We start from the raw sequence: 20,243 nt of genomic DNA, 5'->3' as shown, positions 1-20,243 counted from the left end.
AGCCACTAATGAGCTTCGGCGCCGATGAAGAGATCCTTCAGGATTTCCTGGTTGAGGCCGGCGAGATTCTAGAGCAACTGTCCGAACAGCTGGTCGAGCTGGAAAGCCGACCAGATGATGCGGATCTGCTCAATGCAATTTTTCGCGGTTTCCACACTGTAAAAGGAGGCGCCGGCTTCCTCCAGCTCAATGAGCTGGTGGAGTGCTGTCACATTGCCGAGAACGTGTTCGACATCCTGCGCAAGGGTGAGCGTCGCGTTGATTCGGAGTTGATGGACGTGGTGCTTGAAGCGCTGGATGCAGTCAACAGTATGTTCAGCGAAGTGCGTGAGCGCTCGCCGATTACGGCTGCCACCCCCGAGTTGCTCGCCGCGCTGTCGCGCTTGGCCGAGCCGCAATCGGCTGACGAAGCGGCCCCGGTTGCCGAGGCCCTGGTTGAAGAACCGATCGCCGAGGAATCGGGCGACGTCACCGATAACGAATTCGAACAACTGCTCGATTCCCTGAATACCGTCAAGGCCCAGGCCGAGGCACCGGCCGCTCCGGTTGCACCTACTGCGCCGGCCGCCGATGGGGCTGCCAGCGATGAAATCACCGATGCCGAGTTCGAGTCACTGCTCGACCAGCTCCATGGCAAGGGCCAGTTCGCGGCTGATGCCGTGGTCCCGCCGGCAGCCCCGGCCCCGGCCGCGCCGAACGCCGCGGGCGACAGCTCGGACATCACCGACGACGAATTCGAAGCGTTGCTAGATCAGTTGCACGGCAAGGGCACCTTTGCCGTTGACGCGCTGGATTCAGCCATCGCTTCGGCGCCGACACCGGCCAAGCCCGCTGCCGCTGCCGCTGGCAGCGACCTGATCAGCGATCACGAATTCGAATCACTGCTCGACGAGCTGCATGGCAAGGGCAAGTTCAGCGAAGTCGGCACCGCTTCTGCTGCGCCTGTTGCTACTGCGCCTGCTGCCGCTACTGCGGCTGCACCGGCGGCCAAGGCTGCGCCTAAACCTGCGGTCCAAGCACCGGAGCCGAAGGCTGAGCCCGCCAAGCCTGCGGCTGCCGCTCCGGCGCCAGCCCGTGCTCCAGCGGCTGCGCCAGCGGACAAACCGGCCAGCGAAGCCGAGACCACCGTTCGGGTCGATACCGCACGCCTGGATGAGATCATGAACATGGTCGGCGAACTGGTGCTGGTGCGTAACCGTCTGGTGCGCCTGGGCCTCAACAGCCAGGACGAAGCCATGTCCAAGGCCGTGTCGAACCTCGACGTGGTCACGGCAGACCTGCAGACCGCGGTCATGAAGACCCGGATGCAGCCGATCAAGAAAGTCTTCGGGCGCTTCCCGCGCCTGGTTCGCGACCTGGCTCGCCAGCTCAAGAAAGAAATCAACCTGGAACTGGTGGGTGAAGAGACCGACCTCGACAAAAACCTTGTCGAGGCCCTGGCCGACCCGCTGGTCCACTTGGTGCGCAACGCGGTCGACCACGGCATCGAGTCGCCGCAAGAGCGCGAAGACTCGGGCAAGGTCCGCAGCGGCAAGGTGATCCTGGCCGCCGAGCAGGAAGGCGACCACATCCTGCTGTCGATCTCCGACGACGGCAAAGGCATGGACCCGAACGTGCTGCGTTCCATCGCGGTGAAACGCGGCGTGATGGACAAGGATGCCGCCGACCGCCTGAGCGACACCGAGTGCTACAACCTGATCTTCGCCCCGGGTTTCTCGACCAAGACCGAGATTTCCGACGTGTCGGGCCGTGGGGTGGGCATGGACGTGGTGAAAACCAAGATTTCCCAGCTCAACGGTTCGATCAATATCTACTCGACCAAGGGCCAGGGCTCGAAGATCGTCATCAAGGTCCCGTTGACCCTGGCGATCATGCCGACCCTGATGGTGATGCTGGGCAACCAGGCCTTCGCCTTCCCGCTGGTCAACGTCAACGAGATATTCCATCTCGACCTGTCGCGCACCAACGTGGTGGACGGCCAGGAAGTGGTGATCGTACGGGACAAGGCACTGCCACTGTTCTACCTCAAGCGCTGGCTGGTCAGCTCCGCCGCTCATGTGGAGCAAGGCGAGGGCCATGTGGTGATCCTTTCGGTGGGCACCCAGCGGATCGGCTTCGTCGTCGACCAATTGGTGGGTCAGGAAGAAGTGGTCATCAAGCCGTTGGGCAAGATGCTCCAGGGCACTCCGGGCATGTCCGGCGCCACCATCACCGGCGACGGCCGCATCGCGTTGATTCTCGATGTACCAAGCATGCTCAAGCGTTACGCCGCCCGGCGTATTTGATTCTGGAGGGGCGTGGCCCAGGGCCGCGCCTCGTCTAACGGAGTGTTTATGGTAGTTAAAGTCCTGGTGGTGGACGATTCGGGGTTTTTCCGCCGCCGCGTTTCGGAAATTCTTTCGGCGGACACGAGTATTCAGGTCGTCGGTACCGCGACCAACGGCAAAGAGGCGATTGATCAGGCCCTGGCACTCAAGCCGGACGTGATCACCATGGACTACGAGATGCCAATGATGGACGGCATCACGGCCGTGCGGCATATCATGCAGCGCTGCCCGACCCCGGTATTGATGTTCTCCTCCCTGACCCACGAAGGCGCCCGAGTGACCCTCGATGCGCTGGACGCCGGGGCGGTGGATTTCCTGCCGAAGAATTTCGAAGACATTTCGCGCAACCCTGACAAAGTCCGGCAGTTGCTGTGCGAAAAAGTCCACAGCATTTCCCGCAGCAATCGCCGTGTCGGTGCCTACAGCGCACCGGCGCCAGCCCCTGTTGCGGTCCCAAGCCCGACGCCGACTGCCTCGAGCAGCTTCAAGTCGGCACCGGTACGCAGCGCCCCGGCACCTGCGCCGGCTCGTTCGGCGGCGCCCGCCAGTGCCTCGTCACCGGCACCCAAGCGCAAAGCCTACAAGCTGGTCGCTATCGGCACGTCCACGGGTGGCCCAGTGGCGCTGCAACGGGTCCTGACCCAGTTGCCGGCCAACTTCCCGGCCCCCATCGTGCTGATCCAGCACATGCCGGCGGCGTTCACCAAGGCTTTCGCGGAGCGTCTGGACAAGCTGTGCAACATCAGCGTCAAGGAAGCCGAGGATGGCGACATCCTGCGTCCAGGCCTGGCGTTGCTGGCACCCGGTGGCAAGCAGATGATGATCGATGGCCGCGGCGCGGTGAAAATCCTGCCGGGTGACGAGCGTTTGAACTACAAGCCTTGCGTGGACATTACCTTCGGTTCTGCGGCCAAGTCCTACGGTGACAAAGTTCTGGCGGTGGTGCTCACCGGCATGGGCGCCGATGGTCGCGAAGGCGCGCGCCTGCTCAAGCAGGGCGGCAGTGCAATCTGGGCCCAGGACGAAGCCAGTTGCGTGATCTACGGCATGCCAATGGCCATCGTAAAAGCCGATCTTGCCGATGCGGTATACGGATTGGACGACATCGGTAGGCACCTGGTCGAGGCCTGCATTTAATGGATGTGCTCAGCCTGATTGGCATCATCATGGCGTTCGTCGCCATCATTGGCGGCAATTATCTGGAAGGCGGTCATCTGGGTGCGCTGGCCAACGGCCCTGCGGCGTTGATCGTGATCGGTGGCACCGTTGGCGCAGCGCTGTTGCAGTCGCCCATGAGCGCTTTCAAGCGCGCCATGCAGGTGCTGATCTGGATTCTGTTCCCGCCCCGTGTCGACTTGGCCGGTGGTATCGATCGGGTGGTGAACTGGAGCCTGACCGCTCGCAAGGAAGGCCTGCTGGGCCTGGAAGGGGTGGCCGACGCCGAGCCCGACAACTACTCACGCAAAGGCCTGCAATTGCTGGTGGACGGCGCCGAGCCGGAAGCCATTCGCAGCATCCTGGAGGTGGACTTCTATACCCAGGAAAGCCGCGATATCGAAGCGGCCAAGGTGTTCGAAAGCATGGGCGGCTACGCGCCGACCATTGGCATCATCGGTGCGGTGATGGGCCTGATCCATGTAATGGGCAACCTGGCCGATCCATCGCAACTGGGCAGCGGCATCGCCGTGGCGTTCGTCGCCACGATCTACGGCGTGGCGAGTGCCAACCTGGTGCTGCTGCCGATCGCGGCCAAGCTCAAGTCCATCGCGTTGCGCCAGTCGCGCTATCGCGAAATGCTGCTGGAAGGGATCCTGTCGATTGCCGAAGGTGAAAATCCACGCTCCATTGAGTTGAAGCTGCAAGGCTTCATGGACTAATGGGGGAGATGGAGCATGGCACGTCGCAGGCATCGTGAAGAACACGTCAACCATGAACGCTGGCTGGTTTCCTACGCCGACTTCATCACGTTGCTGTTCGCTTTTTTCGTGGTCATGTATTCGATCTCGTCGGTCAACGAAGGCAAGTACAAAGTCATTTCCGAGGCGTTGATCGGTGTCTTTACCGACTCCGACCGTGCCCTCAAGCCTATCCCTATCGGTGAGGAGCGGCCGAAGACCACGACCCCGGCCAAGCCGTTGATCAAGGACAGCGAGCAGGTCGATGCCGGTATCGCCGGTGGTAGCGATCCGTTGAAAAGCATCGCCGACGACATCAGCGCGGCGTTCGGCGACCTGATCAGCTCCAACCAGATGACCGTGCGCGGCAACGAGTTGTGGGTCGAGATCGAACTCAATTCCAGCCTGTTGTTCGGCAGCGGCGACGCCATGCCCAGCGACATGGCGTTCAACATCATCGATAGGGTCGCGGCGATCCTCAAACCCTTCGACAACCCGATCCATGTCGAAGGTTTCACGGACGACCAGCCGATCCGTACCGCGCAGTATCCGACCAACTGGGAGCTGTCCTCGGCCCGTTCGGCGAGCATCGTGCGCATGCTGGCGATGCAGGGGGTGAACCCCGGTCGCCTGGCCTCGGTGGGCTACGGCGAGTTCCAGCCGGTCGCCAACAACGCCACGGCCGAGGGGCGTGCGCGCAACCGGCGGGTGGTGCTGGTGGTGTCGCGCAACCTCGATGTGCGTCGCAGCCTGACCGGTACCGGTACGGCCAATGCAACTCCGGATGCGGCATTGAAGCGGGCTGGCACACAAACTGCACCGGCTCCGGTCAAGTCGCCGGGAAGACAGAGTGCCGTCAATTCTCCGTCACCCGCTTTATAACCGAGCTATTTCTCGGTCGAGCCTGTTTCGGCCGGGAGGAACGATCCGAATGAGAGTCTGGGCAGTCGCCAATCAAAAAGGTGGTGTGGGCAAGACCACATCTTCCATCGCTTTAGCCGGGTTGCTGGCCGAGGCGGGCAAGCGTGTGGTCATCGTCGACCTGGACCCCCATGGCTCGATGACCAGCTATTTCGGCTACGATCCCGACAGCCTGGAGCACAGCAACTACGACCTGTTCCTGCACAAGGGCGTTGTGCCCGAGGGCCTGCCGGGGCAGTTGCTGTTGTCCACCAGCGACGAGCGGATTTCCCTGTTGCCATCGAGCACCGCCCTCGCCACCCTGGAGCGACAGTCGCCAGGGCAGAGCGGGCTGGGCCTGGTGATCGCCAAGAGTCTGGCGCAGCTGTGGCAGGATTTCGATTACGCGATCATCGACAGCCCGCCGTTGTTGGGGCTGCTGATGGTCAATGCCCTGGCAGCCAGCCAGCAATTGGTGATCCCGGTGCAAACCGAGCACTTGGCCGTAAAGGGCCTGGAGCGCATGGTCAATACACTGGCGATGGTCAACCGCTCGCGCAAGCAGACGCTGGCCTTCAACATCGTGCCAACCCTGTTCGATCGTCGCACCCAGGCGTCCCTGGGCACCCTGCGGGTGTTGCGGGACATGTACCCGGATGACATCTGGCAAGGCTACATCCCTGTCGATACCCGCTTGCGAGACGCCAGCCGCGCGGGTGTGACCCCTCCGCAATTCGATGGCAAGAGCCGTGGCGTGCTGGCCTACCGGGCGCTGCTCAAGCACCTGTTGGCCCAGCAGCTCGTTCCACAGCAGGTGGCTTAAGGTGACGAGGCTTTCCATTGGCATTGTGTTCGCTTGCGAACGCTCAAGTCCTACCGCATTCATGCCGATAACCTTTTCAAGTGGCGCACTGTTCCTATGAGCCGCCCGATAAAGACAACCTCGCGTCCACAAATGGCCCTGCAATCCTATCTGGACGGGCTGTTGCAGGAAGCGACCGAAGAACTGCCACCACAGCCAAGCGTGATCGAGGCGTTGCCCGAGAACGTCGAAGCCAAGGGGGTGCTGGATGAGTTTCAGGCGGCCGTGCTCGAAGAGCAGGCTCGTGATGCACAAAAAACAGTAGTGGCTGCAGCGGTCGAGGCACCGTTTATCAAGCCTCAGCTAGCGGTCATGGACGCGCCTGCGCCGATCCTGGCGCCGGTCTCGACCGTTGCCCCGTTGCTGCAGGGCCTGGTGACGCCAGTGGTGGAAATCCACCTGCCGCCGAGCAACCCGCCGCCACCGGTGCCGGGCGACGACCGTCCGGACTGGGCCGCCGAGCCGTTCGAGTGTTTGTTGTTCGATGTGGCCGGGTTGACCCTGGCGGTGCCGCTGGTATGCCTGGGGTCGATTTATTCCCTGGCCGGGCAGGAATTGACGCCGTTGTTTGGCCAGCCGCAATGGTTCCTCGGAATCCTGCCGAGCCAGGCCGGCAACCTGAAGGTTCTGGATACGGCGCGCTGGGTCATGCCGGACCGTTATCGCGATGACTTTCGCCAGGGCTTGCAGTACGTGATTTCAGTGCAGGGTTACGAGTGGGGTTTGGCGGTGCATCAGGTCAGTCGCTCGCTGCGCCTGGACCCGAACGAGATCAAGTGGCGCAGCCATCGAGGGCAACGGCCATGGCTGGCCGGTACGGTGATCGAGCATATGTGCGCCTTGCTGGACGTTTCCGAGCTGGCGGAGCTGATCGCCAGCGGCGGGGCAAAACACCTGGGCGGCAGCAAGAAGCCGGTCCAGAAACCGAAATAAGACAACCGGCGGCGCACCGCGTCGCCGGACAGAATACACGCCGCCACAGGCGGTTTTTCGAGGGGTCAGGGTATGAATGATAAGGCGTCGTCTCAAAAGGGTTCTGAAGATCCGATTCTGCAATGGGTAACCTTCAAGCTCGATAACGAAACCTACGGCATCAACGTGATGCGCGTTCAGGAAGTGCTGCGCTATACCGAGATCGCCCCGGTACCGGGTGCGCCGAGCTACGTGCTGGGCATCATCAACCTGCGTGGCAACGTGGTGACGGTGATCGATACCCGCCAGCGCTTCGGCCTGATGAATGCCGAGATCAGCGACAACACACGGATCGTCATCATCGAAGCCGACAAGCAAGTGGTTGGCATCATGGTCGACAGCGTCGCCGAAGTGGTTTACCTGCGTCAGTCGGAAATCGAGACTGCGCCGAACGTGGGTAACGAAGAGTCCGCCAAGTTCATTCAAGGCGTGTGCAACAAGAACAACGAGTTGCTGATTCTGGTTGAACTGGACAAGATGATGAGCGAAGAAGAGTGGTCGGAACTGGAGAGTATCTGATTTGATTCTTGAGGTAGCAGTCATTGTCCTGTTCCTTTTCTGGGCAGGCACGCTGGGGATGTTCTTGGCGTATATACGTGGCCAGCGGCAGATCGCCGCTCAGCAGGCCCAGGGCGATGCGCTGCGTGACCAGCGCATCAAAGACCTGGCCAAGCGCGTCGACGATTACCAGAACGGCACCGTGCGCATGGGCGAAGCGCTCCATGAGCTGCGTGCCGTGCTCGCGCCGTTGCCGGATAAACTCGCCCAGTTGGAACAGCGCGACCCCTCCAGCCTGTCCTTCGCCCAGGCCGCCCGCCTGGTGGGCATGGGCGCCAGTGTCGACGAACTGACCCAAGCCTGCGGTCTGACCCAGGCCGAGGCAGAGCTGATGAGTAAGCTGCACAAGGGCGGCTGATCGCCATGTAGGAGCTGCCGAGCGAAGCGAGGCTGCGATCTTTTGATCTTGATCTTGATCTTTCGCTTGCGATTCAATTGCCTGGGGAAAGATCGTAGCCTCGCTTCGCGAGGCAGCTCCTACACGGCGCCTGGCCTTCAAATCGCTGAAGGCTCAGTAATCGTCGCCGCGGTCGGTCACATCCTTTTCGACACTCGGCGCATTCGGGTCATGGCCTTGGGGAAACTTGCCCTTGAGGTTCCAGGCGAACGCAATGATCTCGGCAATCGTGCGGTACAGCTCTTCCGGGATGCTGTCTCCCAATTCCATCCGTGCCAGCAGTTTCACCAGCTCGGCATTTTCATAGATTGGTACTTCACTCTCCCGGGCGATGCGCAGGATTTCCAGGCCGAGGCGGAGCTGATAAGCAAGCTGCACCGGGGCGGCTGAACGTTTCAAGCTACAGGCTGTGAGGAAAACAGTAGATCGCAGCCTTGTTAGCTATATCGCGCTTAGACTCTTCCTTGTTTTGTAAAATAGCTAACAATCTCCTTCGCACTCGGGCACTGTGGGTGCGAAGCCGCTTGGCGAATGCTGAAGCCATAATGCTTGACCATTTTCTTTGCGAATGCGGTTTTGTTGCCCGGACCCCGTTTACCAAGCCCATTTGATATTTCTTTGAGACGGTCCCATGGCTTGTTCGGTGTTTGCTCGGGCTGTGGCTCATCAAAGTTGTGCACACCAAGCCATTTGCCTATGGCATTTGAGTCAGCCAAGAACCATCCTTCCAATGCTTTCACAGCGACAAATGTGATATCTATTCGTGCGTTTGAGATACGTTCTTTAACGGTATCAACTGAGTCTTCGTCTTCGAGGTCGGTCAGCACCACGATTCTATCTACCTCTTGCTGATCCAGACGTGCCAGATAAGCATCGATATTTTGCGGCAGTAGATTGCCGCCACCCTTGGCATTGACCCATTGACCACGGGGTTGACCAACTCAAAGTCGTTCGCCTGCAAAAACGCTTTGAAGTCGGCCGATTCGATGACGATTTTTTCGCTATCGCCTTCCACGATGAACCCAACTTTTACCATGGCAGACCTCCATCAAAAAGGTTGGTCAGCCACGCCGTATCCAAGGGAATATCTTTTTTATCCACCGCCGAGTCCGAAGCACACTTGATCTTGGTCTTGCCATCCTCTTTATTCACTAACCGAAGCTCTTCAAGGTCCAGATTGCGAACAACGGATTCGCTATGAGTGGTGATGAGAACAGGATGCTCCACAGACGCATTTTCACGCATCAACTGAACCAGTTCGCCGATCGCTTTCGGATGAATGCCTCGCTCCGGCTCCTCTATGATTGTTATGCCTGGTTTGTCTGAACGGCTTAACACAGCGGTCATGATGCAGAGAGCATAAATGGTACCGTCTGAAATTAGCCGTGCCGGGAATCGAGCTTTTGTTCCTTCTTCCTTAAAGGTTATTACTGTAGAGCCGTCCAGCCTTTGCTTTTCGGTAGACACATTTTCCATTCCTGGAACTATCAATTCGATCCATTCAAGAACTTGGTCGCGAAAGCGCTCGTTTTTCTCCAGAATTGACAACATGGTTGCCACGTTCCGACCGTGGCTATCAAGTGTCGTCGCGTCTGCTGTCGAACTGTCAGGTTCCTTGGCTTCCAGCGGGTCGATTCGAAATACCTGGATATTGGTAAGCATTCGATACAGCGGCGAATGGCTGAGCAGCATTAGCGCAGTCATGTCCTGTGCATACTCAGGCAGGAGATGCAGTCCCTGAGTGTTACTCAAGACAATCTGCGTCTCATCGCTGCTCTTGCGGTCAATGACCTGTTTGTCGTTGACTTTTAAGCTCTCAAGTATTCGAGGTACGCGGTCTATGTCCGATATTTTCAGGCTGTAATCGAAAGTCTCTCCCTTAAGCTTTATCCGGATGGCGAAAGAGATTGTCGTGCGCTTTTCCTTTCGATGCTTGAAGCAGTGAATTTGCGGGAACCCCCCGAAGTCGCGTATTGCCTGAGCCGCTCCTCGTTTCACTACCGCTCCCAAAAAAGCCAGCGCATCAGTGATATTGCTCTTACCGGCGCCATTCGAGCCGGCAAAAGCCGTAAAGGGCGGCACATCCCTCAGGACTATATTGGCTGCGCTCTTGAAGCCTTTGATTTCGAGGTATTCAATTTTCATCGCAAATCCTCAGCGTTCTTCAGTCACCGTTTCAGCACGGAAATTCTTGAGGTCGGGTGCTTGAAATCATTTTTCGCAACGTATTCTACTCAAGGGCGCTGATTCTATAGACAATTTGAAACGTGCGCCCCTAGACAAAATGAGTCAGTGCCATGAGACAGAGGTCATTCAAGAACCAAGGACGGTGGTTCCTGCTTTTTTATGGCAATTTTAAAATGCGTTGTTTCAGCGCTTCGAAATTATGAGTCAGGAAAGCAACAACCCGCCGAAGCGGGTTGCGTGGTTGAAAAACGTTATTGTCCCTCCGGTACCTCGAATCCCCGTTGCTCAATCACCCCAAACATATCGCTTACATCCTGAACCAGGATCCGAGCAATGTTAGTTACGGTATTGATGTCGTTTTCGGCGTAGTCGGGCAGGGTGGTGCAGGCCATGAGATTGAGGTATTTGAGGACGGCGTCAAGGCGTTCGTTGAGGCAGCTGTGGAGTTCACCCAGTGGCGCGTCGGCGTCAATGAGGAGGACGGGATGTTCGGTGGCGAAGTGAGACATGGGGGTGTGGTTGAGCGGGTGTCGAGTCGTCATGGTGTTAATCCTGATGAAAATTGAATTGCCACCGTTCTGCTGCGAAACAGGATGGGTGGCAGCTATGCGCGGGTTCGCAGACCGGAGGATTAACACCAAGACCCGGCAGACCCGAAGGTCTCCCACGCACAACCGCCATGGAACGAGTGCGACCAAGAGCCGACCGTACATGACAGGATAAGGCATTAATCTTAAGGGCTGCGAAACCCTTCGCCAACCAATGTCAGCGACAGATCAACTTTAGGCAGCGATTTTGGTTGCCGCAACCTGGCTGTAGGATTCCAGGGGGCGTATCTGGCGAGTGATTTTCCTCGACTTGTGATGCAAACCCGGTAAAGCCGCGTGTTGCACTACGTCTTATGAGACGGGGGCGTGAGATTTGGCTTACTTCGCGTTCCAGGGGGACCAAGCTCCGTCGCAATAGACAGTTATTTCCTACAAGATTTGCAGACTTTAAATCTGTGGCGTCATTATCAAATGAGTGATTTTCGGTAGCGGAGGGCTTGGTTCCGTTTGGTATCGTCGTCGGGCTCAGTAATCGTCACCGCGCTCGGTCATATCCTTCTCGACACTTGGCGCATTCGGGTCATAGCCCTGGGGAAACTTGCCCTTGAGGTTCCAGGCGAACGCAATGATCTCGGCAATCGTGCGGTACAACTCTTCCGGGATGCTGTCCCCCAACTCCATTCGCGCCAACAGCTTCACCAATTCGGCGTTTTCATAGATCGGTACTTCGCTTTCGCGGGCGATGCGCAGGATTTCCTCGGCCAGGGCTTCGTCGCCCTTGGCGGTGAGGGTCGGGGCGTGGTGGCCGTCGTACTTGAGGGCGATGGCCTGGCGGGGTTCGGTGTGGGTTGTCATGCGGTTTCATCCACCCAGCGTTGTTCCAGGCGAGTCTTGGGGCCTTGGGGCGGGGTGCCGAGGTGGCAGTCCAGGTCGCCGACGTTCAGGCCACAGGTCACCAGGCGTTCACGCAATGCTGTCAGGTTGCTTTCGATCAGGTTTGCGGTGTACGGCCGCTCGGCCCACAGTTGGCTGGACAGACTGCCGCTGAGCAACTGGGCCTGAATCTGTAAGGGACCGAGCGGTTCCATGTCGAACGCCAATTCCACCCGCCAGAGTTGCTGCTTCGGCTCGCGTTCTTCCCGACGTTCCTGTGGTTGCTCCTGGGGTGGGGTTTCCTCGCGCTGGAACTTGACCTGCAACGGCACGATGTCCTGCAGGTTACGCATCGGGATTTCCAGTTGCCAAGTGCTCATCAGCCGACCGTCGTCGGTCAGGCCGGTCTGCTCCAGGCTCGACAACTGATGGCTTTGCAGGCGTGACACGGCGGCAGCGGCCAGGCGCAGCAGGTGTTCCAGGCTGCCTTCTTCGTCCTGGCCTTTCATCAGGCGCGAGGGCAGGGGGAAGCTGGTGGCTGGCGGCTTGGCGCTGACCTGCCCGAGCATCCCCAAGGCGCTGCGTACGAAGCTCGGCAGGGCCTGGGCCAGCGTATTGGCGGCAATGATGGCGCTGAGGTTGGTGGAGGCGGGCAGGGCCGGTGTCAACTGGGCGATCAGTTTCAGCAGGTCGCCTTTGATGTCTGGCGCCAGGCCCGGTGGCTGTCCGGCGAGCAACTTGCTTTCCAGGAACACACCGCTGGCGACCATGGCTTGGGCCAGCCCCTTGGGCGTGCTCAGTTGCTGGACATCCGGCAGGCCGGCCAACAGGCGTGTCACCGCGGCGCGCAGCTCGGCACCGGTGTCGTCGGTGGCCGGCAGGTTTTGCAGGGCCGTGATCAGGCCGTCCAGCGAGCCCTGGCGGCTCACTTGGGTGACCAGTTGCTGGCTCACCGCCAGCTGCTCCTGGCGGTTGCTCAGCGGAACGAATTTCAGCGTCTGGGAATCTTGCACCTGGGCACTCAAGAGTGTGCCGATGCGCAGTGGTTGCGGGCTGTCGATGTCCAGAGTATTGCCAGCCTGGGCGGTGTTGAGCAGGCTCACCAATGACCGATAGACCGCCGGTTGCCCAGGCAACTGCGGCAACGCCTGACTGGTCAGCACTTTACCTTGCAGCAAGGTGCCGATCGGTAACTGCGCGGTGTCGATTCGGGTGAGGGTGGCGACGCTGGAGGCCACGGCCTGTTGCACGGCAATCGCCAGATTGCTGGCCGACGGCTGGGTCACGACCAGGCTGCTGCCTTGGGGCAACGGCTGGGTGCTGGTGGCCTGCACGGTGGTCTGGCGGCCGCTCTCCAGCGTGACCTTGAGCAATAGCTGGAAAGTCTGGTCGGCCTGCTTGAGCGACAGCACTTCGGCCCGGGCGATCTGGCCCGAGCTGATCAGGCCTTCGGTCGGCACCAGCAGTTTGAGCAGCTCGCCACTGACCACTGGCGCGCGCGTCGTTGCCGTGGGCTGGGGCAGCGGCAGGATGTTCATGTCGCCTGTCATTTGCGGTCTTACCTTGGGGAAATAAGCTCTCTTGAGAGTGGGTTAGGGCATGTATAATGCCGCCCGTCTTCCAGGGCATGGCGAAAACCTTGCAATTGTTTGACGCAGCTCTGTGGAACAGACCGTCAATGCATTTATGCTGCATCTCTTTAACGGCCGCTGCACCGCCGACTTGAACCGTATAAGGCCCGCGATCCCTTGACCAGTCCTCTCCTGCAAACCGTCGGCCTCGCCTGTGAGCGAGACTTGCGACTGCTTTTCGAAAATCTCGAATTGAGACTCTCGCGTGGCGATATGGTGCAAATCAGTGGTCCCAACGGCAGTGGCAAGACCAGCCTGCTGCGCCTGCTGGCCGGGTTGATGCAACCCACCGCCGGCCAAGTGTTGCTCAATGGCCAGCCCTTGCACAGCCAGCGCAGCGAACTGGCCCGCAACCTGCTCTGGATCGGCCATGCCGCCGGTATCAAGGATTTGCTGACCCCCGAAGAAAACCTCAGTTGGCTCTGCGCATTGCATACGCCGGTCGGCCGCGAAGCGATCTGGCAGGCGTTGGCGGCGGTGGGGCTGCGCGGCTTTGAGGACGTGCCGAGCCACACCTTGTCCGCCGGCCAGCAACGCCGCGTGGCCCTGGCCCGTCTGTACTTGGACAGCCCTGCGTTGTGGATTCTAGACGAACCGTTCACCGCCCTGGACAAGCAGGGCGTCGCGCAGCTCGAAGAGCACTTGGCCCGGCACTGTGAAAACGGTGGCATGGTGCTCTTGACCACCCACCACACGCTGGCGCGGATGCCGGCCGGTTATCGCAACATTGATCTGGGGAACTGGGCCGCATGAGTGTGTTTGGCCTGTTGCTTGCCCGCGAGGCGCGCCTGCTGTTCCGTCGCCCGGCCGAATTGGCCAATCCGCTGGTGTTCTTCGCCATTGTCATTGCATTGTTCCCGTTGGCGGTCGGACCGGAGACTCAATTGTTGCAAACCTTGTCTCCGGGACTGGTCTGGGTCGCCGCGCTTTTATCGGTCCTGCTCTCGCTGGACGGGCTTTTCCGCAGTGATTTCGAAGACGGTTCACTGGAACAGTGGGTCCTTTCGTCGCACCCCCTGGCCCTTCTGGTTTTGGCCAAGGTACTGGCACACTGGGTTTTTTCCGGGCTGGCGCTGGTATTGCTCTCGCCACTGCTGGCGATGATGCTGGGGCTGCCTGGCGCGTGCGTGCCGGTGCTGCTGGTGTCGCTGCTGCTGGGCACGCCGGTGCTAAGCCTGCTCGGTGCGGTGGGGGCGGCGTTGACGGTGGGGTTGAAGCGCGGCGGCCTGTTGCTGGCGCTGCTGATCCTGCCGTTGTATATCCCGGTCTTGATCCTGGGCAGCGGTGCCTTGCAAGCGGCGTTGCAAGGCATGCCCGCGACCGGTTATCTGCTGTGGCTTGGGAGCCTGACCGCCCTGGCGATAACCCTGACACCCTTTGCAATAGCCGCTGGCCTGAAAATCAGCGTCGGCGAATAATAACGAGGCCTGGTCAAAAACTGACCACTTCTTTGGAAGTAAAGGCTGACTCGGCGGTTCGTGAAGGCGAGCCGCAACCGTGATGGAAACAGCAATGAACTGGACCTGGTTTCACAAGCTCGGCTCACCCAAGTGGTTCTACGGCATCAGCGGCAAACTGCTCCCTTGGTTGAGCATCTCTGCACTGTTGTTGATTGGTTTTGGCGTGGTCTGGGGCCTGGCCTTCGCACCGCCGGACTACCAGCAAGGCAACAGCTTTCGCATCATCTACATCCACGTGCCCACGGCGATGCTGGCCCAGTCCGTCTACGTGATGCTGGCGGTGTGCGGTGTGGTCGGGCTGGTGTGGAAGATGAAGCTGGCCGACGTGGCCCTGCAATGCGCCGCGCCCATCGGTGCCTGGATGACCGCCGTGGCGCTGGTCACCGGGGCGATCTGGGGCAAGCCGACCTGGGGGTCGTGGTGGGTCTGGGATGCGCGACTGACGTCGATGCTGATCCTGCTGTTCCTGTACTTCGGTCTTATTGCGTTGGGCAACGCCATCAGCAATCGTGACAGTGCCGCCAAGGCTTGCGCGGTACTGGCGATTGTCGGCGTGATCAACATCCCGATCATCAAGTACTCGGTGGAGTGGTGGAACACCCTGCACCAGGGCGCGACCTTCACCCTCACCGAAAAACCGGCAATGCCCGTCGAAATGTGGCTGCCGCTGTTGCTGACCGTGCTGGGTTTCTACTGTTTCTTCGGCGCGGTGCTATTGCTGCGCATGCGCCTGGAAGTGCTCAAGCGCGAGTCCCGGGCCAGTTGGGTGAAAGCCGAAGTACAGAACAGTCTGGAGGCCGCTCGATGAGTTTCGCTTCATTCGGCGATTTCCTCGCCATGGGCCATCATGGCCTGTATGTCTGGTCAGCCTATGGCATCTGCCTGCTGGTGCTGGTCCTCAACGTGGCGGTGCCGATCCTGGCCCGCAAGCGGTATCTGCAACAAGAGGCGCGTCGTCTGCGCCGGGAGAACGGTCAGTGAATCCGCTGCGCAAAAAACGTCTTATCATCATTCTTGCGATCCTGGTGGGTGTCGGTGCCGCGGTCGCCCTGGCCCTGAGCGCCCTGCAGCAGAACATCAACCTGTTCTACACCCCAACCCAGATTGCCAACGGCGAAGCGCCGAAAGACACGCGAATCCGTGCCGGCGGCATGGTGGAAAAAGGTTCGCTGGTGCGTTCCGGGGATTCGCTGGACGTGAAGTTCAACGTCACCGACTTCAGCAAGACCGTGACCATCACCTATCGCGGCATCCTCCCGGACCTGTTCCGCGAAGGGCAGGGCATCGTGGCCTTGGGCAAGCTCAACGCCAACGGCGTGGTGGTGGCCGATGAAGTGCTGGCCAAGCACGACGAAAAATACATGCCGCCGGAAGTGACCAAGGCGCTGAAAGACAGCGGCCAGTCGGCGCCCACTCCCGTGAAGGAGGGTTGATCGATGACCACCGGCATCTTTATTCCCGAATTGGGCCACCTGGCGATGATCCTGGCCCTGTGCTTTGCCCTGGTGCAAGCCGTGGTGCCATTGCTGGGAGCCTGGCGCGGCGACCGTTTGTGGATGAGCTTGGCCCAGCCGGCGGCATGGGGGCAGTTTGCTTTTATGCTGTTCGCCTTCGGTTGCCTGACCTATGCGTTCATGGCCGACGATTTTTCCGTGGAATACGTCGCCAGCAACTCCAACAGCGCCTTGCCCTGGTACTACAAGTTCAGCGCGGTGTGGGGCGCCCATGAGGGTTCGCTGTTGCTCTGGGCGTTGATCCTTGCCGGCTGGACTTTCGCCGTCTCGGTGTTCTCCCGGCAGTTGCCCCAGGTGATGCTGGCCAGGGTGCTGGCGGTGATGGGCATGATCAGCACCGGTTTCCTGCTGTTTTTGATCGTCACCTCCAACCCGTTCGAGCGCATCCTGCCGCAGATGCCGACGGATGGCCGTGACCTCAACCCGTTGTTGCAAGACATCGGCCTGATCGTTCACCCGCCGATGCTCTACATGGGCTACGTCGGCTTCTCCGTGGCCTTTGCCTTCGCCATCGCCGCGTTGCTCGGTGGGCGCCTCGATGCGGCGTGGGCACGCTGGTCACGTCCCTGGACCATCGTTGCCTGGGCCTTCCTCGGCATCGGCATCACCCTCGGCTCGTGGTGGGCCTACTACGAACTCGGCTGGGGCGGTTGGTGGTTCTGGGATCCGGTGGAAAACGCCTCGTTCATGCCCTGGTTGGTGGGCACGGCGCTGATCCACTCCTTGGCGGTCACGGAAAAACGCGGTGTGTTCAAGAGCTGGACCGTGCTGCTGGCCATCGCGGCATTTTCGCTGAGCCTGCTGGGGACGTTCCTGGTGCGCTCCGGCGTGCTGACGTCGGTGCATGCCTTCGCCTCGGACCCTGAGCGTGGCGTGTTCATCCTGATGTTCCTGCTGTTCGTGGTCGGCGGTTCGCTGACGCTGTTCGCCCTGCGTGCACCGGTGGTCAAGAGCCAGGTCGGCTTCAACCTCTGGTCACGGGAAACCCTGTTGCTGGGCAACAACCTGGTGCTGGTGGTGGCCGCGTCGATGATCCTGCTGGGGACGCTGTACCCGCTGGTGCTCGATGCGTTGTCCGGGGCCAAGTTGTCGGTCGGGCCGCCGTACTTCAATGCGCTGTTCATTCCGCTGATGGCGATCCTGATGGTGGTGATGGCCGTCGGTGTGCTGGTGCGCTGGAAAGACACCCCGGTCAAATGGCTGCTGGGCATGTTGACCCCGGTACTGCTGGGCACGGCTGCCCTGGCCGTGGTGGCCGGCGTGGCCTATGGCGACTTCAACTGGGCGGTGCTGGCGACGTTCGTGCTGGCGGCCTGGGTGTTGCTGGCGGGAGTACGGGACATCTTCGACAAGACCCGGCACAAAGGCCTGATCAAGGGGCTGCCAACCTTGACCCGCAGCTACTGGGGCATGCAGGTCGCCCACCTGGGTATCGCTGTCTGCGCCCTGGGCGTGGTGCTGTCCAGCCAGAACAGCGCCGAGCGTGACCTGCGCCTGGCTCCGGGTGAGTCCATGGACCTGGCTGGCTATCAGTTCGTGTTCGAGGGCGCCAAACATTTCGAGGGCCCGAACTTCACGTCCGACAAGGGCACCGTGCGGGTCATTCGCCACGGCCAGGAAATCGCCGTGTTGCACCCGGAAAAACGTCTCTACACCGTGCAGAATTCGGTGATGACCGAAGCCGGCATCGACGCCGGTTTCACCCGCGATCTTTACGTGGCGCTGGGCGAGTCCCTGGGCGACGGCGCGTGGGCGGTACGGGTCCACGTCAAGCCGTTCGTGCGCTGGATCTGGTTCGGTGGCTTGCTCACCGGCCTGGGTGGGGTGCTGGCGGCGCTGGATCGGCGTTATCGAGTCAAAGTGAAAACCCGGGTGCGTGAGACCCTGGGCATGACGGGAGCCACTGCATGAAACGTTGGTTGATGGTGGTGCCGCTGGCGCTGTTCCTGTTGATGGCGGTGTTTTTGTACCGGGGGTTGTACCTGAATCCGACCGAGTTGCCCTCGGCGATGATCGGCAAGCCGTTCCCGGAGTTTTCCCTGCCATCGGTTCAAGGCGACAAGACCCTGACCCGTGCCGACCTGCTGGGCAAGCCGGCGCTGGTCAACGTGTGGGGCACCTGGTGCATCTCCTGCCGGGTCGAGCACCCGGTGTTGAACAAACTGGCCCAGAACGGCGTGGTGATCTACGGCGTCAATTACAAGGACGTCAATGCCGACGCCTTGAAGTGGCTGGCCGAGTTTCACAACCCGTATCAACTGGACATTCGTGACGAAGACGGCTCCCTGGGCCTTAACCTGGGGGTCTACGGCGCGCCGGAAACGTTCTTCATCGATGCCAAGGGCGTGATCCGCGACAAGTTCGTCGGCGTGATCGACGAACAGGTCTGGCGCGAGAAACTGGCCGCCAAGTATCAGGCTCTGGTGGACGAGGCCAAGCCATGAAGCGCTGGTTAGCCGCCGCCATCCTCGGCCTGAGCCTTGCCGGTGTGGCCCACGCCGCCATCGACACTTACGAGTTCGCCAACGACGGCGAGCGCGAACGGTTTCGCGAACTGACCAAGGAACTGCGCTGCCCCAAGTGCCAGAACCAGGACATCGCCGACTCCAACGCACCGATTGCCGCCGACCTGCGCAAGGAAATCTTCCGTATGCTCGGCGAGGGCAAGGACAACCAGCAGATCATCGATTTCATGGTCGACCGCTACGGTGAGTTCGTGCGCTACAACCCCGCCCTGTCCTCCAAGACCGCGCTGCTCTGGTTCGGCCCCGCCGGGCTGTTGTTCGGTGGTTTCGTCGTCATTGCAGTGATCGTGCGCCGCCGCCGGGTCCTGCGCACGGCCGCCCCGGACACGCTTTCTGTCGAAGAGCGCCAGCGCCTCGACCAACTGTTGGATAAAACCAAGCATGATTGATTTCTGGCTCGCCGCAGGTCTGCTTCTTCTGGTTGCCCTGAGTTTTCTGTTGATCCCTGTACTGCGTGGTCGTCGCGCTCAACGCGAGGAGGACCGTACCGCGCTCAACGTGGCGCTGTACCAGGAACGTGTTGCCGAACTACAAACCGAGCGGGAGGAGGGCGTGCTCAACTCGGCGCAACTGGACACCGGTCGCGCCGAAGCTGCCCGTGAATTGCTCGCCGACACCGAGGGCGCCGATGTGCCGCGCGAATCCCGGTTGGGCAAGCCGTTGCCGTTGCTCGCCGCTGTGCTGGTGCCGGTGTTGGGCCTGGCGCTGTACCTGCATTTCGGTGCCAGCGACAAGGTCGAACTGACCCGTGAATTCGCCCAGGCGCCGCAGTCGATGGAAGAGATGACCCTGCGCCTGGAACGTGCGGTGGCGGCGCAACCGGATAACGCCGAGGGCCTGTATTTCCTCGGGCGTACCTACATGGCGCAGGACCGGCCCGCAGAGGCGGCGAAGATCTTCGAGCGCACCGTGGCAGTGGCCGGTCGACAACCCGACCTGCTGGGCCAATGGGCCCAGGCGCAGTATTTTGCCGACGGCAAGAAATGGTCGGACACGCTTCAGGCGCTGACCGACGAAGCGCTGAAGCTCGATCCGAAGGAGGTCACCAGCCTCGGCCTGTTGGGTATCGCCGCGTTTGAGAGCGAACGCTATCAGGACGCGATCGATTACTGGGGACGCCTACTGGTGGAACTGCCGGTGGGCGACCAGTCCCGTGAAGCGCTGCAGGGCGGCATTACCCGTGCCACCGAGAAGCTGCAAGCCAGTGGCGGCAAGGTCGCTCAGGCTCCGGCGGCCAAGGCTGCGGCACTGCTCAAGGTGCGCGTCGACCTGGCGCCGGCACTCAAGGCCAAGGTGCAGCCGGGCGACAGCGTGTTCATCTTCGCCCGCGCCGTTTCCGGCCCTCCCGCGCCGCTGGCCGCCAAGCGCCTGACGGTCGCCGATCTGCCGGTCACAGTAGAGCTGGGTGACGCGGACGCCATGATGCCGCAGTTGAAACTGTCGAACTTCCACGAAGTCCAACTGGTGGCGCGTATCTCCCGGGCCGGCCAGCCGACCGCCGGTGAGTGGATCGGCCGCAGCCAACCCCTGGCGAGCAGCACCACGGCGCAGCAACAACTGACCATCGACAGCCCGGACAAATAACAGGAATTCG

At 60.7% G+C, this 20,243-nt stretch carries 24 protein-coding genes; 17 read left to right on the top strand and 7 right to left on the bottom strand.

Translation table 11 applies throughout. The features are described from left to right. Positions 1 to 8: 8 nt before the first annotated feature. From AACY42_RS14770 to AACY42_RS14735, 8 genes are all read left to right on the top strand, one after another. Positions 9 to 2,285 (top strand): chemotaxis protein CheA, encoded by a 2,277-nt coding sequence (locus tag AACY42_RS14770; RefSeq protein ID WP_339480333.1) that lies wholly within the window; start codon positions 9 to 11, stop codon positions 2,283 to 2,285. 48 nt (positions 2,286 to 2,333) lie between these two features. Next, positions 2,334 to 3,464 carry a protein-glutamate methylesterase/protein-glutamine glutaminase gene (locus tag AACY42_RS14765; RefSeq protein ID WP_339480330.1) on the top strand — a complete coding sequence of 377 codons (1,131 nt, stop codon included), beginning with the start codon at positions 2,334 to 2,336 and terminating at the stop codon, positions 3,462 to 3,464. Then, positions 3,464 to 4,204 (top strand): flagellar motor protein, encoded by a 741-nt coding sequence (locus AACY42_RS14760; RefSeq protein ID WP_018606553.1) that lies wholly within the window; start codon positions 3,464 to 3,466, stop codon positions 4,202 to 4,204. The genes AACY42_RS14765 and AACY42_RS14760 overlap by 1 nt, the downstream gene beginning before the upstream one ends. 15 nt (positions 4,205 to 4,219) lie before the next feature. Further along, positions 4,220 to 5,104, top strand: coding sequence for a flagellar motor protein MotD (motD, locus tag AACY42_RS14755; RefSeq protein ID WP_339480327.1), 885 nt, complete (start codon positions 4,220 to 4,222; stop codon positions 5,102 to 5,104). 49 nt (positions 5,105 to 5,153) lie between these two features. Continuing rightward, entirely contained in the window at positions 5,154 to 5,945 is a 792-nt protein-coding gene (locus AACY42_RS14750; RefSeq protein ID WP_339480325.1) for a ParA family protein, read from the top strand. A 96-nt stretch (positions 5,946 to 6,041) separates the two neighbouring features. Continuing rightward, entirely contained in the window at positions 6,042 to 6,917 is an 876-nt protein-coding gene (locus AACY42_RS14745; RefSeq protein ID WP_339480324.1) for a CheW domain-containing protein, read from the top strand. A 72-nt stretch (positions 6,918 to 6,989) separates the two neighbouring features. Beyond that, a complete protein-coding gene (locus AACY42_RS14740; RefSeq protein ID WP_003199144.1) occupies positions 6,990 to 7,475 on the top strand; it encodes a chemotaxis protein CheW in 486 nt (161 codons plus the stop codon). Between the two features lies 1 nt (position 7,476). Then, a complete protein-coding gene (locus AACY42_RS14735; protein ID WP_339480315.1) occupies positions 7,477 to 7,872 on the top strand; it encodes a DUF2802 domain-containing protein in 396 nt (131 codons plus the stop codon). 153 nt (positions 7,873 to 8,025) lie between these two features. Here AACY42_RS14735 and AACY42_RS14730 read toward each other — a convergent pair whose 3' ends face one another. The 7 genes from AACY42_RS14730 to fliK form a co-directional block, all read right to left on the bottom strand. Beyond that, complete coding sequence (locus AACY42_RS14730; RefSeq protein WP_445261542.1) at positions 8,026 to 8,310, bottom strand: EscU/YscU/HrcU family type III secretion system export apparatus switch protein; 285 nt, start codon at positions 8,308 to 8,310, stop codon at positions 8,026 to 8,028. 53 nt (positions 8,311 to 8,363) lie between these two features. Beyond that, on the bottom strand, positions 8,364 to 8,741 hold the full coding sequence (locus tag AACY42_RS14725) for a hypothetical protein (RefSeq protein ID WP_339480313.1): 378 nt from the start codon (positions 8,739 to 8,741) through the stop codon (positions 8,364 to 8,366). A gap of 8 nt (positions 8,742 to 8,749) precedes the next feature. Further along, entirely contained in the window at positions 8,750 to 8,947 is a 198-nt protein-coding gene (locus tag AACY42_RS14720; protein ID WP_339480311.1) for a hypothetical protein, read from the bottom strand. Further along, complete coding sequence (locus AACY42_RS14715) at positions 8,941 to 10,056, bottom strand: AAA family ATPase (RefSeq protein WP_339480309.1); 1,116 nt, start codon at positions 10,054 to 10,056, stop codon at positions 8,941 to 8,943. Before AACY42_RS14715 ends, AACY42_RS14720 begins: the two co-directional genes overlap by 7 nt. A 293-nt stretch (positions 10,057 to 10,349) precedes the next feature. After that, entirely contained in the window at positions 10,350 to 10,640 is a 291-nt protein-coding gene (locus AACY42_RS14710) for a fructose-bisphosphate aldolase (protein ID WP_339480308.1), read from the bottom strand. A gap of 531 nt (positions 10,641 to 11,171) precedes the next feature. Then, positions 11,172 to 11,501: an EscU/YscU/HrcU family type III secretion system export apparatus switch protein gene (locus tag AACY42_RS14705; RefSeq protein WP_339480307.1), complete on the bottom strand. Its 330-nt coding sequence runs from the start codon at positions 11,499 to 11,501 to the stop codon at positions 11,172 to 11,174. Then, complete coding sequence (gene fliK / locus AACY42_RS14700) at positions 11,498 to 13,069, bottom strand: flagellar hook-length control protein FliK (RefSeq protein WP_339480305.1); 1,572 nt, start codon at positions 13,067 to 13,069, stop codon at positions 11,498 to 11,500. The genes AACY42_RS14705 and fliK overlap by 4 nt, the downstream gene beginning before the upstream one ends. Positions 13,070 to 13,267: 198 nt before the next feature. On the opposite strand from fliK, the gene ccmA reads away from it, so the two are divergent. The 9 genes from ccmA (at position 13,268) to ccmI (ending at position 20,233) form a co-directional block, all read left to right on the top strand. Then, the gene (gene ccmA, locus AACY42_RS14695) at positions 13,268 to 13,903 is read left to right on the top strand and encodes a cytochrome c biogenesis heme-transporting ATPase CcmA (protein WP_339480303.1); all 636 of its coding nucleotides are present in this window, start codon (positions 13,268 to 13,270) and stop codon (positions 13,901 to 13,903) included. Continuing rightward, positions 13,900 to 14,568: a heme exporter protein CcmB gene (gene ccmB, locus AACY42_RS14690; RefSeq protein WP_339480300.1), complete on the top strand. Its 669-nt coding sequence runs from the start codon at positions 13,900 to 13,902 to the stop codon at positions 14,566 to 14,568. The genes ccmA and ccmB overlap by 4 nt, the downstream gene beginning before the upstream one ends. 94 nt (positions 14,569 to 14,662) lie before the next feature. Then, positions 14,663 to 15,418, top strand: a complete 756-nt coding sequence (locus AACY42_RS14685) for a heme ABC transporter permease (protein WP_339480297.1) — start codon at positions 14,663 to 14,665, stop codon at positions 15,416 to 15,418. Continuing rightward, on the top strand, positions 15,415 to 15,591 hold the full coding sequence (gene ccmD / locus AACY42_RS14680; RefSeq protein ID WP_339480296.1) for a heme exporter protein CcmD: 177 nt from the start codon (positions 15,415 to 15,417) through the stop codon (positions 15,589 to 15,591). The genes AACY42_RS14685 and ccmD overlap by 4 nt, the downstream gene beginning before the upstream one ends. Continuing rightward, complete coding sequence (gene ccmE, locus AACY42_RS14675) at positions 15,588 to 16,043, top strand: cytochrome c maturation protein CcmE (protein WP_339480294.1); 456 nt, start codon at positions 15,588 to 15,590, stop codon at positions 16,041 to 16,043. Before ccmD ends, ccmE begins: the two co-directional genes overlap by 4 nt. Before the next feature lie 3 nt (positions 16,044 to 16,046). Beyond that, positions 16,047 to 18,035 carry a heme lyase CcmF/NrfE family subunit gene (locus AACY42_RS14670; RefSeq protein WP_339480292.1) on the top strand — a complete coding sequence of 663 codons (1,989 nt, stop codon included), beginning with the start codon at positions 16,047 to 16,049 and terminating at the stop codon, positions 18,033 to 18,035. Continuing rightward, positions 18,032 to 18,568 (top strand): DsbE family thiol:disulfide interchange protein, encoded by a 537-nt coding sequence (locus AACY42_RS14665; RefSeq protein ID WP_339480290.1) that lies wholly within the window; start codon positions 18,032 to 18,034, stop codon positions 18,566 to 18,568. Before AACY42_RS14670 ends, AACY42_RS14665 begins: the two co-directional genes overlap by 4 nt. Next, positions 18,565 to 19,038, top strand: a complete 474-nt coding sequence (locus tag AACY42_RS14660) for a cytochrome c-type biogenesis protein (protein WP_339480289.1) — start codon at positions 18,565 to 18,567, stop codon at positions 19,036 to 19,038. The genes AACY42_RS14665 and AACY42_RS14660 overlap by 4 nt, the downstream gene beginning before the upstream one ends. Next, a complete protein-coding gene (ccmI, locus tag AACY42_RS14655; RefSeq protein WP_339480287.1) occupies positions 19,031 to 20,233 on the top strand; it encodes a c-type cytochrome biogenesis protein CcmI in 1,203 nt (400 codons plus the stop codon). Before AACY42_RS14660 ends, ccmI begins: the two co-directional genes overlap by 8 nt. Positions 20,234 to 20,243: the final 10 nt, after the last annotated feature.

Origin of the sequence: Pseudomonas sp. RL_5y_Pfl2_73, from assembly GCF_963970515.1 — a bacterium.
Taxonomy (GTDB): domain Bacteria; phylum Pseudomonadota; class Gammaproteobacteria; order Pseudomonadales; family Pseudomonadaceae; genus Aquipseudomonas.
Note: the sequence above shows the minus strand (reverse complement) of the source record. Positions and strands in the feature narration are given on the sequence as shown.